This window comes from Diplocloster hominis (genome assembly GCF_032380655.1).
In the GTDB taxonomy this organism is placed as follows: Bacteria; Bacillota; Clostridia; order Lachnospirales; family Lachnospiraceae; genus Diplocloster; species Diplocloster hominis.
On the sequence record NZ_JAWDIY010000012.1, the window covers coordinates 100,175 to 116,481 of the forward strand.

Sequence of the window (16,307 nt, forward strand, 5' to 3'; positions counted from 1 at the left end):
ATGAGACTTGAAAAGATCATGAAAAACGGAGTGATCGGTCTGGTGACACAGGTCATCGTGCTGGTCATGGGGTTTTTAACGCAGATCGTATTTACACACTATCTGGGACAGACGAACTATGGGTTAAACAGTGTAATCAGCAACCTGCTGAATATGTTGTCTTTGGCGGAATTGGGTGTGGGAAGCGCGATTACCTATCATCTGTATAAACCCATTGCAGAGGGGGATCAGAATACTATTGCCAGTATTATGGCGTTGTTCCGGCGGGTGTATTGGACGATCGGTTTTGTGGTGTTCGGCCTGGGCTGTCTGCTGATGCTGCTGATACCGGTGTTCATTACGGAGTCCGGGGTGGATATTGCCTTTGTCCGGCTGATTTTCTTCATTCAGCTGATGTCCACCGTGTCCACGTATTTTCTTTCCTATAAAAGAACACTGCTGTATGCGGATCAGAGGAACTATGTCTGCGCACTGTATGATACTTTGATGAATATCATTTTCAGCGTGCTCAGGATCGTATCTCTGGTTCTATACCAGGATTACGTGATCTATTCCGTCCTGATGGTGCTGCAGCAGATCGCTGCGAATCTGCTGATCTCATATTACTGTAATAAACGATATCCGCAGCTTAAGGATAAGAATATTAAACCTTATGACAAGGCAAAAAATCTGTTTGTGGATACGAAAAATATCCTGGTCGGTAAAGTGGCTGTTTATATCTATTCCTCAACGGATAACCTGGTGATTTCTACGTTCAGCAGTATTACCGGCGGGTTATTTACCGTAGGCGGACTGAACTATTATGTATATATCACCAACGCGATACGGACGATCGTTAACAGTGTGCTGTATTCTATGGCGCCGGCGATCGGTAATTTTCTGCAGAGCGGCAGGGACAGAAAAGAAATGTATCCACTGTTTCATCACTATACTTTTGTGCGGCATTTCATAGCTACGGTGTCGGCTACCGGCCTGATCGTGTGCAGCACGCCGTTAGTATACATGTGTTATGGGGGAGAACAGGCGGTTATGCCGCAGATCGTGGTGCTGCTCATCAGCCTGGATGTATTTATCAGTATTACATCTGGGCCGATCAATGAGCTGATCAGTGTCCTGGGACTGTTCCATTATGAGAAATATCTGAATGCCATCGGCGCCGCCATGAATCTGATTTCTTCTATCATTTTTGTGCAGTTTATCGGCGTACCGGGTGTTCTGCTGGGAACGGTTATCAGCCAGCTGTTTTTCTGGATCAGTAAATGTATTCTGGTATTCCGGAAATATTTTGAGGACGGGATGGCGGAATATTGGAGAAAAATAGCAGCCTATACGGCGGTGGATATCGTTCAGGTGATTGGTCTTTTGTGGCTGTGCGGCAGGTTGTTTCCGGTGCCTTCGGTGGGAGGTTTTATCGGGGCGGCAGCCCTGTGTGTGGCTGTACCGTTTGTGTTGGTTGTTATCGTATTTCATAGAACAAAAGAATTTCAGTTTGCATACCAGCTGACGTTGGGCGTGCTGAGTAAATTAAGGAGAGTGAAGAAATGAATATTGCAGTTGCAGGGACAGGATATGTTGGCCTGGTTACGGGAGTTTGTCTGGCAGAGCATGGCCATGCGGTAACCTGTGTGGATGTAGACCAGCAGAAAGTGGAGACCATGCGCAAAGGGATATCTCCGATCTTTGAACCGGGGTTGGATGAGCTGATGCAGAAAAACATGGAGCGGCTTACCTTTACCACAGACTATCAGGCGGCATACCGCGGGGCAGATGTAATCTTTATCGGTGTGGGAACACCGGAAAAGAGAGATGGCTCTGCGAACCTGACCTACGTATATGAGGTGGCGGGACAGATCGCTGCCAGCGTGGAAAAGGACTGCGTTGTGGTGGTTAAGTCAACGGTGCCGATTGGGACAAACGATAAGATTGAAGCGTATATGAAAGCACGCCTTACGCATCCTGTTCAGGTATGGATTGCCTCCAACCCGGAATTCCTGGCACAGGGCACAGCGGTACAGGATACACTTCATGCTTCCAGAATCGTAATCGGGGTTGAGGAGGAGAAGGCGGGCGCTATCCTGCAGGAAGTTTATCAAGATTTCGACGCGCCTAAGCTGGTGACAAACCGTCGCAGCGCGGAGATGATTAAATATGCATCCAACGATTTCCTGGCTTTGAAGATTTCTTATGTAAATGAGATTGCGAATTTGTGCGAGACTGTGGGAGCGGATATTGAGGATGTGACCAAGGGGATGGGGTTCGACGGCCGTATCGGCAAGCAGTTCCTGCGGGCCGGCATTGGTTACGGAGGTTCCTGTTTCCCGAAGGATACAAAGGCGTTGAGCTGGCTGGCCAGTTTTAATGATAATGAAATCAAGACAATAAAAGCGGCGATCGAAGTCAACGAGAACCAGAAATATCGGCTGGTAAAAAAAGCCCGGAAATATTACGAAGATTTTAAAGGATTGACGGTTGCAGTCCTGGGTCTTACATTTAAACCGGGAACAGACGATCTGCGGGAAGCCCCCTCTCTGGTTAACATACCGGTATTCCTGGAGGACGGAGCTTTCGTTAAAGCCTGGGATCCGGTAGGGGTCCAAAACTTCAAAAAGAAGTGTGACGGTGACATACGGTATTGTGAATCCATTGAGGAGACCTTGCAGGGTGCGGATATTTGTTTTATATTTACAGAGTGGCCAGAGGTGAAGGAATTGGATAGTCATGTATTTGAAAAATGTATGAAACACCCGATCATTTTAGATGGACGGAACTGCTTTGATTTGGAGCAGATGGAACAGGCCAATGTGATCTATGAAAGCATCGGGCGAAAAGTTGTCCAACCGGCGAAGGAGAACCGCAATGGGTAAAAAGATGGAATGGTATGCCGCCAGAGTCAGGAATATTTCCAGGAAATTATGCGGCAGGATTACCAGAAAACCGATGATCGGCAGTAAGTTCGGCGGAAAAGCGGTACTTAAGCAGCAAGCCGGAAACGACCGGATTCAGTGGTTGCTCAGCCAGAAGCAGCCGTTTATGGTAGGGCGGTTTGGTTCTACGGAGCTGGCCGTGATGCGTTCCGTGGTGGCTTATCAGCTGGGAGTGCGCAAAAACGTGCACCCGGAGGTGGTTAACCGCATCTATGAGCTGTCTGGATTTTTCCCGAAGGATGAGCAGTTAACCATCCGCTTCTCCGATCTTATGTGTGAGAGCTGCGCTCAGCTGGACCTGATCGGGACCTGGTTCAATTTAATGGAGGACTATATGATCCAGCATTTTGCGCCGCAGAGTGAAGTGACCTATCTGCGGGCCATCGAACCGTGGTATCATGAAAAACCCTGGTCAGGAGCCCTTAAGGGGAAAAAAGTACTGGTGATCCATCCGTTTAAGAACACCATCGAGAGACAGTTCGCGCGCAGGGAATTATTATTCCCGGGTACGGATATTCTGCCGGAATTTGATCTGCAGGTGATCCGGGCGGTGCAGACGCTGGCGGATCAGACGGATGAGCGCTTTGCCAACTGGTTTGAAGCGTTGGAGTATATGTATCAGGAAGCCATGAAACTTGAGTTTGATGTAGCGATACTGGGCTGCGGAGCTTATGGGTTCCCGCTGGCAGCCAGACTGAAGGCCGCCGGCAGGCAGGCGATCCATATGGGAGGCGCCACCCAGCTGCTGTTCGGTATCCGGGGATCCAGATGGGATACCCATCCGGTAATTTCCAAATTATATAACGAAAACTGGGTGAAACCCAACGAAGATGAAAAGCCGGCCGGCTTCAAGAAAGTGGAAGAGGGCTGCTACTGGTAAATGAATGATGAAAATAGCCTTATGTGTAAACCATGATAAATATCTGCGGGATGGGATGTTTTCCGGGGACCGCTACGTGGAAAGCCATCTGCGGGAATTCTACCGGCTTCTGAAGGAAGCGGTGGAGGACAAGGGGGATGAAATCCATACTCTGGACCTTTATGGGGATACTGCGGAACCGGATGTATTCCTGTTCTTTGATTATCCGATCTTTAATCCGCTGGAATACTCTGCGGTAAAATGGAAAAATTACCGGCGGATGCTGAAGGTTCTGCAAGGGACGGGGCGTAAAATCCTGTACATTTGGGAAAGCCCGCTTTATAATAAGGGGAATTTTAATCCGGAGAATTACCGACGATTCGATAAGGTTCTTTGCTATTCACCTCTGGAAACCCAGAATTATGAATATTTCCCCTACTCCATCCGTCAGACGGATGTGAGCCGCTGCCGGGTGATCGGCCGGCAGGAGTTTGAAAGCCGCAAGCTGTCCTGCATGATCACCTCCAACAAACTGATCCAGGGAAACGGTTATGATCTGCGCTATCAGATTGTGGATTATTTTGAGAATCGGCCGGATGGTTTTGATCTGTATGGTGTCAACTGGATCTTTGGCGGAATCAGTAAGGCGGCCAGGGTTATTCTGAGAAAGAAATATGCGGCACACCCTCCGAAGAACTATAAGGGCAGCTGCGATTCCAAACAGGATACCTTTGAGCACTACCGGTTTGGGTTTGCCATCGAGAATCTGTACGGTTTTCCGGGGTATGTATCAGAAAAACTGTTCGACGTGCTGACTTCCGACTGTGTCCCGGTGTATACCGGTTCCAATATTATGGATGGCACGATTCCAAAAGATATTTACGTCGATATCGAGGCATTTTCCTCCTTAAAACAGCTGGATGATTATCTGAGAGCGATGAGCTATGAGGAGTACGCCGGTTTTTTGGAAAGAAAAATAAAATTTCTGCATTCGCCGCAGTTTGCCGATTATTTTCATCAGGCTAATGTGGGACGGATGATGGACGTCATTTATGGAAAGAATGAAGGATAGAGTGAGTGGAGGAACGGCTGAACAAGAGTTCATCCATACCTGAATTCAGTCGCGGTAAACGCGACACTGGAGGAAAGCATGAGAAGTGTATCTGTCATTGTACCGGTCTATAATGTGGAAAAATATCTCGCCAGATGCCTGGATTCTCTTTTGAACCAGACACAGCCGGAGATCGAAATTCTGGTGGTCAATGACGGCAGTACGGATGGATCCGGACAGATCGTCGATGAATACGCGCGAAAGTATCCCGACAGGATCCGGGCTTTTCATATGGAAAATGAGGGCGTGTCCGCGGCGAGAAACCGTGGTGTGGCGGAAGCGCAAGGCAAATACTTAACCTTCGTGGACAGCGATGACTATGTCACCAGGGATTATCTGGAACGCATGGTTACGGCTGCTGAAGAGAATGACTCTGATCTGGTGGTACAGGGATTCCGGATGGTGGATGAAAGCGGCACCGTGTTGGCCGAGGTCTGTCCTACCGGGTATATTCCAGGAAAAAAGGAAGAATGGCCGCTGCGGATTATATCTGCCTGGGGCCGGCTGTTCCGCCGGGATTTCTGGATGAAACATAAACTGATGTTTCCGCTGGGAGTGCGGGCGGAGGATGCGCCGGTGAATCTGGCGGCCAATGCACTGGCACATCATATCCAGGTGGTTCCCCATACGGGTTATCAGTATTTCCAGCATTCCGCGTCAGCCATGCATAATTTCAAGGGCCTGCAAAAATACAGGCTGCCCTATGAAGCGCTGGCGGAAACACTTCAGTATATTCAGGATACCGGCCTTGTGAACGATCGGTATTTTTACGAATATTGTGTAATGCGGATTCTGGCATTTTGGGTGTTTGAGTTCGCCAGAGGCAGTTCGGTTGCAAAAATCAAAGAATTGTGTCATTATATCATGGATATGTTAAAAACTTACATACCGGGATATATGCGTAACCCTTATGTAAATCCATTCCGAAAACTGGAGATTCCGTTTGTACACCGGGCATCCATTTTGGTACTGGCGGTGCTATGTAAGCTGCATATATTGACGCCGGTAATCAGAGTTTATTCAAAAATACTGCATTGATGGAAAACATCTGTATTGTTGCAAAGCTTTTAATTGATGGAAAAGATCTGCATTGTTGCAAAGCTTCTGTTATAGATGGAAAACGTCTGCATTGATGCGAAGTTTTGGTATTTGTATAAACACAGGATACTGCATGAATGGGATTCCGCGTCTGGAGGATCGAAAAAGTATGAAAAAATTAGTAATCATACCGGCATACAATGAGAGCAAAAGTATAGAGAGAACCGTACAGGATATTCTTACGAACGCACCTGATTTTGACTATGTGATTATCAATGACTGTTCCACGGATAACACGCTGGAGGTTTGCAGAAAAAATAATTTTAATGTTGTAGACCTTCCGATTAACATGGGAATCGGCGGAGCCGTGCAGACGGGATATCTCTACGCGTTCCGCTATGGCTATGATATGGCGGTTCAGTTCGATGGGGATGGGCAGCATGACGCGAAATATCTGGATTCCATGGCGGAGTATCTGATGGAAAATGCGCTGGATATGGTGATCGGATCGCGTTTTCTGGAAAAAGAAGGATTTCAGTCCACTGGGGCCAGGAGGATCGGTATCCGGTATTTCAGTGTACTGATCCGCATTCTGACCGGCAAGAAGGTCAGTGATCCCACATCCGGGATGCGGCTGATCAACCGCAAAGTCATGTCTGTCTATGCAAAGGATTATCCCAAGGATTATCCGGAGCCGGAGAGTGTCGTGGCTATCTTAAAAGAGGGCATGATCGTGAAAGAAGTACCGGTGGTGATGAAAGAGAGAAGCGACGGTGTCTCCTCCATCTCATTCAAACGATCGGTATATTATATGGTAAAAGTAACATTGGCGATTTTGATGGAGTGCTTAAGGCATTAGAAAGGGGCAGCCGGTATGATGACACTTAAGTTACAGATTATTCTGGGAGTAGTACTGATACTTGCGTTCCTGCTCCTGGTCAATATGATCCGGAAGAAGAGTCTGGAGTTGAAATACGCGCTGTCCTGGCTCATTGTCATATTTGCGCTGTTTATTCTGGATTGTTTTCCGGTTCTGCTGGATGATGTGGCCAGGTTTTTGGGTATCTTTTCCCCGGTTAATATGATCTTTTTCCTGGGATTTGTATTCTCCCTGCTGATCATCTTCGTGCTGACCATCGCGCTTTCCAGAATTTCGAACCGGGTAAGGGCTCTGGCACAGAATCTGGCGCTCAGTACGAAAAAACTGGAAATCCTGGAGAAAAAGCTTGCGGAGCTGGAAAATAGAAACGGGCAGGCAGAAGCTGTAAAGAAAGGGAAAGCGGAAGGCGATTCCTCTGAAACGCAAAAAGACTGAGTGATGTATGTGGGGAGCTCTAAGATGAAAGAAAGGGAGAATTATAATGAAGAAAATTATGATAACCGGATGTAACGGCCAATTGGGAAGAGCGATCAACAAAGAGATGGGTCGGGATCCTGCGCTGGAATTTGTTAATACAGATGTGGGAGAATTGGATATTACCGATGTAAACAAGGTTCTGAGCTTTGTACAGGAAGTCAAACCTTATGCCATTATCAATTGTGCCGCGCATACCAATGTCAACAAATGTGAAACAGATGTGGACAATGCCTATAAGATCAACGCGATCGGCCCAAGAAATCTGAGTATTGCTGCGGCCAGAACAGGTGCAAAGCTGATGCATGTGTCGACGGATTATGTATTTGATGGAAACGGTACAAAGCCTTATATTGAATTTGACCCGGTTGACCCGGTAGGGATGTATGGCGCTACAAAACTTGCAGGTGAGAATTTTGTCCGGGATTTTGCGAAAGACTGGTTTATTATCCGTACCGCATGGCTGTATGGGGACGGCAATAATTTTGTCAAAACGATGCTGCGCCTGTCGGAACAGAACGATACGGTGCGTGTGGTTGCGGACCAGTTCGGGACCCCTACCAGCGCGTCGGAGCTGGCAAAAGCTATCAAGGCCCTGATTTTTACAGATAATTATGGGATTTTCCATGGTACCTGTGAGGGAAGCTGCAGCTGGGCGGAATTCGCTTCGGAAATTTTCCGTTTGGCAGGGAAGAACACGAAAGTGGACTATATTACTACAGAAGAGTTCGCATCGCCCGCGCCGCGGCCGGCCTATTCCGTGTTGGAGAATTATATGTTAAAGCTGACCACTGATTTTATGTTTGCTGACTGGCACGATGCGCTGGTGGAATATATGAAGACCATTTAATCAAATCTAAACCGTCCATGAATCTGAAACAGAGGGAGGGGGCCTGTCCCCGGTTGTTGACTCGAACAGGCCTGTATCCGGGGACAGGCCCCTTTCTCCACTTAGCTGCTGAAAAATTTGGCTTTATTACCGAAAGGTGCCAGTCCCCTCCCTTCTAAAGAAGTGTCTTTGCGGAACAAAGAGAAGACTATTTGACGCAAAGCCCCTTTGATGTTAGAATGAATAAGTGTATGCCTATGAAAACAATAAAAGTAAAATGTATCGGCTTTTGGGGGGCTTTTGATCCCCAGGATAATTTCATACTGGATCTGCTGAAAAAACGTTATCGGGTGGAACTGTCGGACCAACCGGAGTATCTGTTTTATGCCACGTCCACCGAAGATTATCTGGACTATGACTGCGTGCGGATCTTTTATACCGGGGAAAATGTATGCCCGGATTTTAATCTTTGTGATTATGCCATTGGTTTTGAGAGGATGTCTTTCGATGACCGTTATTTGCGCCGCCCTTTTTATCTGGATGTTCCCATGTACCGGGAGGATTTGGAGCGGGCGATGCATAAGCATGAGTTTTCAATGACAGATCTGAAGGAAAAAACAGAATTCTGCAGCTTTATTTATTCGAACAAAGAATCCGATCCCTTCCGGGATCAGCTTCTGGACAAGATCAACAGTTACAAGGAGGTTCACTCCGGCGGGCGTTACCGGAATAATATCGGAGGCAGCGTGGATGATAAGTTCGCGTATCAGTGGAAACACAAATTTTCCATCGCGTCCGAGAACAGTTATCATACCGGATACAGCACGGAGAAGCTGGTGCAGTCGCTGGCGGCTCTGACCATTCCGATCTATTGGGGAGATCCTTCTATTTCCCGGGATTTTAATGAGAAGGCATTTATCAATTGTCATCAGTACGATTCCCTGGATGCGGTTTTGGAACGGGTAATTGAAATAGACCAGAATGAGGAACTTTATCTGCAGATGCTCCGGGAACCTGCTTTTTACCCGGATTTTTCCTTGGAAGAAAAACAGCGGGAGCTTGAGGAGTTTCTCTATCATATTATCGACCAGCCATATGAGAAAGCTTTCCGGAAGACCCGGTACTGCTGGGGCGCCATCTATGAGGCCAACGCGAAGCGGCATCGGAAAATGGACCGGATGGCAGAGAAGTTTTTGAAAATTTTCCATAGATAAGAACAGGAGGGATTCCCATGGTTACAGTGGAACCCGGAGGCGGATTGTGCAACCGTTTGAGAACGGTGAATTCCGCATATTTCCTTGCAAAGCAGCTGAATCAGAAGCTGCGGATTGTCTGGAAGTTGAATAAAGAATTGAATTGTGCCTATGAGAAGCTTTTTAAAAAGCCTAAAAATATAGAGGTCCTGAACTACCGCTATTCCTTTAACGGGGAACGCAAGAAATGGATCCGGACTGCGGATACGATCCTAACACAGGAAGATATATCTGTACAAACGGAGCGGGGAAACAGAATGCTGCCTCAGGAATTTATCGAATCCCTGGGAGAGGAGATCTATATCAATACCTGCCAGCAGTTCATGGATCATCCCGATTATCATCTCTTTGTGCCGACGGAGGAAATGCAGACCAGGATCGATGTGGTCAAGTCCAATTTTGGAAACGAGTGTGTCGGCGTGCATATCCGCAGGACTGACAGCATGAAGTCTATCGAGACCAGTACAACGGATGGATTTGTGGATGCGATGCGCAGTGAGCTGGAAAAAAATTCGCATGTTCGGTTTTATCTGGCCACGGATGATCCGGGCGAGGAAGAGAAGATTAAAAAAGAGTTTCCCGGAAAAGTATTGACTCTGGGAAATAAAACACTGGACAGGAACAGTGAGGACGGTGTCAAGGATGCCATGGTAGATTTTATGTGTCTCGCCGGGACGAAACGGCTGATCGGCAGTTACTGGAGTTCATTTACCGATATGGCAGCCGATTTTTATAAGATTCCGGTTTATATAGTAGGTGGAGAGACAGATATGGCGCAGTAAATGCGCTACTGGAGGAACGATTGAACGAAAAGGCTGTTCACTCATACCTGAATTAATGGCGCAGTGAATGCGCTACTGGAGGAAATTAAGATGAAAATAATGCCGAACCGTATGGATCGTGGCTTTTATCAATATCAGCAGGAGTTTGAGGACAAGGCATTGGAAGTTCTGCGTTCCGGCTGGTATGTGCTGGGCAAGGAAGTAGAAGCTTTTGAGCAGGAATTCGCGGCTTATACAGGCGGAGGATATTGTATCGGGCTTGCCAGCGGACTGGATGCTTTGTGGATTGCCTTCCGGCTGCTGGGAATCGGCGCTGGGGATGAAGTCATCGTTCAGGGAAACACGTATATTGCCAGCGTTATGGGGGTTACCATAAACGGCGCGACTCCGGTGTTTGTGGAGCCGGATTCATACTATAACATGGACACGGCGCTGATCGAGGAGAAGATCACAGAGCGGACCAGGGCGATACTGGTTACCCATCTGTACGGACAGGCGTCCCATATGGACGAGATCATGAGAATCGCCGGGAAGTATCACCTGAAGGTGGTGGAAGACTGCGCTCAGTCTCACGGAGCCTGTTATCAGGGACAGATGACCGGGACCTTCGGGGACGTGGGCTGTTATTCTTTTTATCCCTCTAAGAATCTGGGAGCTTTCGGGGACGGCGGGGCCGTAGTAGTCAAAGAAGAAAGCCTGGCGAGAGAATTCCGGATCTTCCGGAATTATGGAAGTGAGAAGCGCTATCATAATAAAGTGGTGGGGGCCAATTCAAGGCTGGATGAGCTGCAGGCCGGCCTGCTTCGGGTGAGACTTACACATCTGGAGGAGCTTACGAAGGAAAAAGAAAAAATCGCAAACCGCTATCTGAGTGAGATAAAGAATCCTGATATTATACTGCCGGAGATTCGGGAAAATGCTACCAGCGTCTGGCATCAATTCGTTATACGCTGTAAGAATCGGACCAGTCTGATCGATTACCTGAATGACCGGGAGATCGGGACGATTATCCATTATCCGATACCTCCGCATCTGTCGGAGGCTTATGAATACCTGGGCCATACCAACGGTGATTACCCGATTACCGAACAATATGCAAATGAAGTTTTATCGATTCCAATGTATAACGGAATGACGGATGAGGAACAACAGATAGTAATCGATGCGATCAATCAATGGAGGGCGTAGTTTTATGCGTATTGAAGATCAATATAAAATACTGGAATTCAAGGATTTCGGGGATGAGAGAGGAAACCTGGTGGTAGTGGAAGGAAATTCGGATATTCCGTTTGACCTGAAAAGGGTGTTCTACATCTACGGTTCCGATCCCGATGTAGTCCGCGGAATGCATGCCAACCGGAAGACGGAGTTTGTACTGATCAATGTCGGCGGCACGTCGAAAGTGAAGGTGGACAATGGTTTTGAGACGGTTGTGGTTGAATTAAACCGCCCCCGTATGGGAATCTACCTGCCGACCATGGTATGGAAAGAGATGTATGACTTCTCAGAGGATTCGATTCTGCTGGTACTGGCCAGCGAACATTATGATTCCAAGGAATACATACGGGATTATAATGATTTTCTGAAAGAAGTAGGAGGCATTCATGAGTAAAATATCAATCATCGTTCCGGTCTATTATAATTCGGATACGCTGATGCTTCTATATGAGGACATGAAAGAAAAGATCCTGGGTAAGCTTGATTATGAACTGGTATTTGTGGATGATGGTTCCGGGGATAATTCCTGGGAGATCATGCAGCAGATCCGGGCATTGGATGAAAATGTAAAACTGATCAGGCTCTCCCGGAATTTTGGTGAGCATTCCGCCATTCTGGCAGGACTGTCCCAGTGTACCGGAGACTGTGCCGTGACCAAACAGGCCGATCTGCAGGAGGATTCCGAGCTGATTCTTCAGATGTATGAGAGCTGGAAAAAAGGAAACAAGGTGGTGCTGGCCGTACGCTCTGACCGTGACGAGGGTGTGATCCAAAAGTTTTTTGCAAACCTGTATTATGGTATCGTACGGAAATGTATCGCTTCCAATATGCCGAAGGGCGGTTTTGACTGCTATCTGCTGGACCGGCAGGCGATCGAGGTGTTAAAGATGCTGGATGAAAAGAACTCCGCACTGACGCTTCAGGTTCTGTGGATCGGCTTTAAGACGGACAAGGTTTATTTCCACAGAAAAGCCAGGGAAATAGGGGAGTCCCGCTGGACGTTATCCAAGAAGGTAAAGCTGGTGCTGGATTCCATGATGAGCTTTTCCTATTTCCCGATTCGTTTTATGTCTTTTATCGGAGGCGCGTTTTTTCTGGTCTCCATGATTATGGTGATTTATCTGGTACTGGCGAAGCTGATATCCGGTGAAAACGTGGCCGGGTGGACGTCGTTGATGGCTGTGGTACTGTTGGCCTCCGGACTGATTATGCTGATGCTGGGCATACTCGGAGAATATGTGTACCGCGGTATGGACGCATCCAGGAACCGTCCTCCGTTTTTGGTGGATGAGGTGGTGGATTCCGGCAGGGAGTCTAAGCATACGGCCATGGCAGGGAATGCCGGTGAGGAAGAGTCCTCCTGTGTGGTTAAGAAATCCACCGGGGCAAATGAAATGGATGACCAGACCCAAACAGAAGGAAAGTGATTCAAAGTATGGACAGACTGGCAGAATGTATAAAACGCCATTGGTGGTTATATGTGTTGTGCCTGGGTGTGATGATCTGGGGAATATTCAGCTGGAACTCAAGTTCCAGCTTTTATGAACGAGCATTTCAAAAAGAAGCGCTGACGATATCCGCAGCGACAGAACAATGCTATGTAGTCTCACCGGATCTGTATCTGGAACCGGGAGAATACGTAGCATTTTTGACATTATCCGCCGGCCATGGTGACATTGCATTTACGGTATGTGACACTTACGGAGTGTCTGAGGATAATAAAACAGGGATTTCCCTGGGAGATATGGAGTTGGAAACAGGTGAGGATGCCGGAAGTATTTCATTTACTGTAGAGCAGGAAATGAAACATGTACATATGGAGCTGACCTGTTCGGAGGAGGATGCAGAGCTGATTGCCGGAATGGAGGTCCGGTCTGCACATCCCATTTATCATGATTCTCTGGTTAGTATCCTTCTGGCCCTGCTGGTTATGGTGGGCTTACCGGTGTATAGCCTGTGCTCAGGCGGAAAATGGGATGCGGCGGAGAAAAAGAAGCGGCTGGTGATCGGCGGGGTGCTGCTGACGGCAGCTATGATCGCCAGTTTACCCATGTTAAATCAAACTACCTATTGGGGGCACGATATCTGGTTTCATCTGAGCAGGATAGACGGTATTGCTCAGGGGCTTCTGGACGGACAATTCCCGGTTCGGATGCATCCCAACGGAAACCATGGTTTCGGATACGCGACCTCGGTTTTTTACCCGGAGGCTTTTTTGTATATACCCGCTGTATTGAGGATAATGGGTGTGTCTACCTATATGGCCTATAAAACGCTGCTGGTGGGCATAAATCTGGCGGCGGCGGTGATTTCCTATCACAGCTTCTCTAAACTGCTGAAATCACAGAAAATCGGCCTTCTGGCAGCGGTTCTGTATACCCTGTCTCTGTACCGGCTCATTAACCTGTATACGAGGGCCGCTGTGGGGGAAAGCCTGGCCATGGTATTTTTCCCGCTGCTGATGTGGGCCATCTATGAGATCGTCAGGGGAAATGAGAAAAAATGGCTGTGGACGGTGGCGGCGTACAGCTGCATCATCCAATCCCATGTCATTTCCATTGTTTTGGCGGCTATCTGTATTTTGATATTTCTGCTATGCAATCCCGCGTTTTTCCGGGATAAAAATAGGCTGATTGCTATGGGGAAAGCAGCGGGAACGACTCTTTTGCTGAACCTATGGTTTTTTGTGCCGCTTTTGGCTCACGTCGGATATCCGTATTACTCCATGGAGATGAATTACAGGATGCGGGATGGCAGTCTGTATTTGAACCAGCTGCTGGCGGTTACAGGATTCCAGCCGCAGGCTCTGAGCGCTGATCTTGGGGTAGTTACCGGGGAGATGCCGTATGCGATTGGGTTCGGGCTGCTGGTGGGGGCGGCGCTGTTTCTCGGTTGGTATTTATTTGATAATATACGCAAAAATAACAGGGAGAGCTTGCACAGAAAGATTGGGCTTTTCTGTTTCTGGATGTCGGTTTGCGCTGCAGTGATGACTCTTTATCCATTCCCATGGGATTTGGTACAGAGCATACCCGGGGTAGGTAAAGTACTCGGGTCTTTTCAGTATCCATGGAGATTTCTCTCTGTGCCGGCTCTGTTTTTGTCGGTGACGGCAGCGTTGGGATTCTCTTATGTCTGCGTGAAGGCGGAGACTCGGCGGATTATGGTCACGGGCGGTATGATAACTGCTGGGTTCTGCGCTTTGATCTATTTGAATATTTTTTGCGAGAACTCTGAATATTTCCTGAACCGGAACGAAATGCCGATGGATAAATATGATTATATGTATACCATGGCAGATGGGAACTGGGGGGCTTTTCAGCAGAGGAATAATCAGCTGGAGGCGAGCCGGCCGGGGACGGTGTTCTCGGAGTTTGAGCGTGGATATGGGCATGTTTCGTTTCATTATGTGATGGAAGGGCGTACGGAAGAGGATTATATTGAGATTCCGCTGATATTTGATCCGGATTACCGAATTATATATAGCGATGGGAATAATGATAGGGGTGGGAATTATTCCAGTACTGGCAACAGTTATAAAAACGCTGATAAGGAGACAAAACTGGAAGGCGGGTGGAGCAGTAACAGTCTGCTGTCAGTGAATCCGCCGGAGGATGAAGGGGTAATCACGGTGGATTACCAGGTACCCTGGTATGACCGGGCGGGTGATTTGGTATCGCTGGTGACTTTGCTTGGACTGCTGAGTGGTGTTATTTGGAACAGAAAAAGCTGCCGTGTAAAGGAAAGGCAGAGAAGGGAGGATCAGAATGGCTGAGTTTGATTATTTGATCGCAGGGGCGGGATTATATGGCTCTGTTTTCGCGCATGAGATGAAAAAACGCGGAAGAAAGTGCCTCATTCTGGAGAGCAGAGACCATGTCGGAGGAAATATTTATACGGAAGATGTTGAAGGAATACAGGTCCACCGGTATGGGGCTCATATTTTTCATACAAGTGATCCGGCCGTATGGAACTATGTCAACCAATTTGCGGATTTTAACCGGTATACTAACTCACCAGTTGCGAGATATAAGGATGAATTGTATAACCTGCCATTTAACATGAATACGTTTCACCAGTTATGGGGAGTAACCACGCCGGCTGAGGCAAGAGATATAATCGAGCGTCAGAAAAAGGATTGCGGAATTACGGATCCGAAGAACCTGGAAGAACAGGCGCTGATGCTGGTGGGACGGGATATTTATGAAAGGCTGGTAAAAGGTTATACGGAAAAGCAGTGGGGCAGGCGGGCCAGTGAGCTTCCGGCTTTTATTATTAAGAGGCTGCCCGTTCGGTTTATCTTTGATAATAATTATTTTAATGACTGTTATCAGGGGATACCGATCGGCGGTTATACAAAAATGATAGAAAAAATGCTGGATGGCGTCGAGGTGAAACTAAATACCGACTATCTGGCAGATAAAGAAGTCTGGGATGTGATGGCAGACAATATTTTGTTTACCGGCGGAATCGATGCTTACTTCGGGTACTGCTATGGACCATTGGAATACCGGAGCCTCAGGTTTGAGAGTCAGCTGCTGGATATGGAGAATTACCAGGGGAATGCGGTAGTGAACTATACTGAGTATGAGGTGCCGTATACCAGAATCATCGAGCATAAACATTTTGAGTTCGGTACGCAGGAGAAAACGGTGATTACACGGGAGTATCCGATGGAATGGCAGTGCGGGATGGATGCGTACTATCCGGTGAATAATGAGAAGAACGATGCGCTTTATGAGATGTACAGGGCGCTTGGGGAGAAAGAGAAGAAGGTTGTGTTTGGCGGTAGACTTGGTATGTATCGCTATCTTGATATGGATAAAGTGGTGAAAGCCGCGTTGCAGGCCGTAGAGCGGACTGTGGTACAATCGTAGAAACGTTGAGAATAGGATAACGAAAGTAAATAAATGAACAAGCACAGGATCATTGCAAAATG

Annotated in this window: 15 protein-coding genes; all 15 read left to right on the top strand. The window is 47.6% G+C overall.

Going from position 1 to position 16,307, the window contains the following annotated elements; translation table 11 throughout:
• The 15 genes from ABC831_RS12950 (at position 1) to glf (ending at position 16,245) form a co-directional block, all read left to right on the top strand.
• Entirely contained in the window at positions 1-1,545 is a 1,545-nt protein-coding gene (locus tag ABC831_RS12950) for an oligosaccharide flippase family protein (protein ID WP_343248546.1), read from the top strand.
• On the top strand, positions 1,542-2,864 hold the full coding sequence (locus ABC831_RS12955) for a UDP-glucose dehydrogenase family protein (RefSeq protein ID WP_343248547.1): 1,323 nt from the start codon (positions 1,542-1,544) through the stop codon (positions 2,862-2,864). Before ABC831_RS12950 ends, ABC831_RS12955 begins: the two co-directional genes overlap by 4 nt.
• Positions 2,857-3,804, top strand: coding sequence for a hypothetical protein (locus ABC831_RS12960; RefSeq protein ID WP_343248548.1), 948 nt, complete (start codon positions 2,857-2,859; stop codon positions 3,802-3,804). The genes ABC831_RS12955 and ABC831_RS12960 overlap by 8 nt, the downstream gene beginning before the upstream one ends.
• 4 nt (positions 3,805-3,808) lie before the next feature.
• The gene (locus tag ABC831_RS12965) at positions 3,809-4,855 is read left to right on the top strand and encodes a glycosyltransferase family 10 domain-containing protein (protein WP_343248549.1); all 1,047 of its coding nucleotides are present in this window, start codon (positions 3,809-3,811) and stop codon (positions 4,853-4,855) included.
• A 78-nt stretch (positions 4,856-4,933) separates the two neighbouring features.
• Positions 4,934-5,932: a glycosyltransferase family 2 protein gene (locus ABC831_RS12970; protein WP_343248550.1), complete on the top strand. Its 999-nt coding sequence runs from the start codon at positions 4,934-4,936 to the stop codon at positions 5,930-5,932.
• Between the two features lie 169 nt (positions 5,933-6,101).
• Positions 6,102-6,791, top strand: a complete 690-nt coding sequence (locus tag ABC831_RS12975) for a glycosyltransferase family 2 protein (protein ID WP_343248551.1) — start codon at positions 6,102-6,104, stop codon at positions 6,789-6,791.
• A 15-nt stretch (positions 6,792-6,806) separates the two neighbouring features.
• Complete coding sequence (locus ABC831_RS12980) at positions 6,807-7,247, top strand: DUF2304 domain-containing protein (RefSeq protein ID WP_343248552.1); 441 nt, start codon at positions 6,807-6,809, stop codon at positions 7,245-7,247.
• Between the two features lie 46 nt (positions 7,248-7,293).
• Complete coding sequence (gene rfbD / locus ABC831_RS12985) at positions 7,294-8,136, top strand: dTDP-4-dehydrorhamnose reductase (RefSeq protein WP_343248553.1); 843 nt, start codon at positions 7,294-7,296, stop codon at positions 8,134-8,136.
• Positions 8,137-8,372: 236 nt separating this feature from the next.
• Complete coding sequence (locus tag ABC831_RS12990; RefSeq protein ID WP_343248554.1) at positions 8,373-9,329, top strand: glycosyltransferase family 10 domain-containing protein; 957 nt, start codon at positions 8,373-8,375, stop codon at positions 9,327-9,329.
• Between the two features lie 17 nt (positions 9,330-9,346).
• Entirely contained in the window at positions 9,347-10,150 is an 804-nt protein-coding gene (locus tag ABC831_RS12995; RefSeq protein ID WP_343248555.1) for an O-fucosyltransferase family protein, read from the top strand.
• Between the two features lie 90 nt (positions 10,151-10,240).
• Complete coding sequence (locus ABC831_RS13000) at positions 10,241-11,338, top strand: DegT/DnrJ/EryC1/StrS family aminotransferase (RefSeq protein WP_343248556.1); 1,098 nt, start codon at positions 10,241-10,243, stop codon at positions 11,336-11,338.
• Between the two features lie 4 nt (positions 11,339-11,342).
• A complete protein-coding gene (locus ABC831_RS13005) occupies positions 11,343-11,762 on the top strand; it encodes a sugar 3,4-ketoisomerase (RefSeq protein ID WP_343248557.1) in 420 nt (139 codons plus the stop codon).
• Entirely contained in the window at positions 11,755-12,795 is a 1,041-nt protein-coding gene (locus ABC831_RS13010; RefSeq protein ID WP_343248558.1) for a glycosyltransferase family 2 protein, read from the top strand. Before ABC831_RS13005 ends, ABC831_RS13010 begins: the two co-directional genes overlap by 8 nt.
• 8 nt (positions 12,796-12,803) lie before the next feature.
• Positions 12,804-15,143, top strand: a complete 2,340-nt coding sequence (locus ABC831_RS13015) for a hypothetical protein (protein WP_343248559.1) — start codon at positions 12,804-12,806, stop codon at positions 15,141-15,143.
• Positions 15,136-16,245 carry a UDP-galactopyranose mutase gene (gene glf / locus ABC831_RS13020; protein ID WP_343248560.1) on the top strand — a complete coding sequence of 370 codons (1,110 nt, stop codon included), beginning with the start codon at positions 15,136-15,138 and terminating at the stop codon, positions 16,243-16,245. Before ABC831_RS13015 ends, glf begins: the two co-directional genes overlap by 8 nt.
• Positions 16,246-16,307 lie beyond the last annotated feature (62 nt).

Coding starts and splice junctions, on each gene's coding strand:
- ABC831_RS12950 (WP_343248546.1), top strand. CDS start 1: ATGAGACTTGAAAAGATCATGAAAAACGGAGTGATCGGTCTGGTGACA.
- ABC831_RS12955 (WP_343248547.1), top strand. CDS start 1,542: ATGAATATTGCAGTTGCAGGGACAGGATATGTTGGCCTGGTTACGGGA.
- ABC831_RS12960 (WP_343248548.1), top strand. CDS start 2,857: ATGGGTAAAAAGATGGAATGGTATGCCGCCAGAGTCAGGAATATTTCC.
- ABC831_RS12965 (WP_343248549.1), top strand. CDS start 3,809: ATGATGAAAATAGCCTTATGTGTAAACCATGATAAATATCTGCGGGAT.
- ABC831_RS12970 (WP_343248550.1), top strand. CDS start 4,934: ATGAGAAGTGTATCTGTCATTGTACCGGTCTATAATGTGGAAAAATAT.
- ABC831_RS12975 (WP_343248551.1), top strand. CDS start 6,102: ATGAAAAAATTAGTAATCATACCGGCATACAATGAGAGCAAAAGTATA.
- ABC831_RS12980 (WP_343248552.1), top strand. CDS start 6,807: ATGATGACACTTAAGTTACAGATTATTCTGGGAGTAGTACTGATACTT.
- rfbD (WP_343248553.1), top strand. CDS start 7,294: ATGAAGAAAATTATGATAACCGGATGTAACGGCCAATTGGGAAGAGCG.
- ABC831_RS12990 (WP_343248554.1), top strand. CDS start 8,373: ATGAAAACAATAAAAGTAAAATGTATCGGCTTTTGGGGGGCTTTTGAT.
- ABC831_RS12995 (WP_343248555.1), top strand. CDS start 9,347: ATGGTTACAGTGGAACCCGGAGGCGGATTGTGCAACCGTTTGAGAACG.
- ABC831_RS13000 (WP_343248556.1), top strand. CDS start 10,241: ATGAAAATAATGCCGAACCGTATGGATCGTGGCTTTTATCAATATCAG.
- ABC831_RS13005 (WP_343248557.1), top strand. CDS start 11,343: ATGCGTATTGAAGATCAATATAAAATACTGGAATTCAAGGATTTCGGG.
- ABC831_RS13010 (WP_343248558.1), top strand. CDS start 11,755: ATGAGTAAAATATCAATCATCGTTCCGGTCTATTATAATTCGGATACG.
- ABC831_RS13015 (WP_343248559.1), top strand. CDS start 12,804: ATGGACAGACTGGCAGAATGTATAAAACGCCATTGGTGGTTATATGTG.
- glf (WP_343248560.1), top strand. CDS start 15,136: ATGGCTGAGTTTGATTATTTGATCGCAGGGGCGGGATTATATGGCTCT.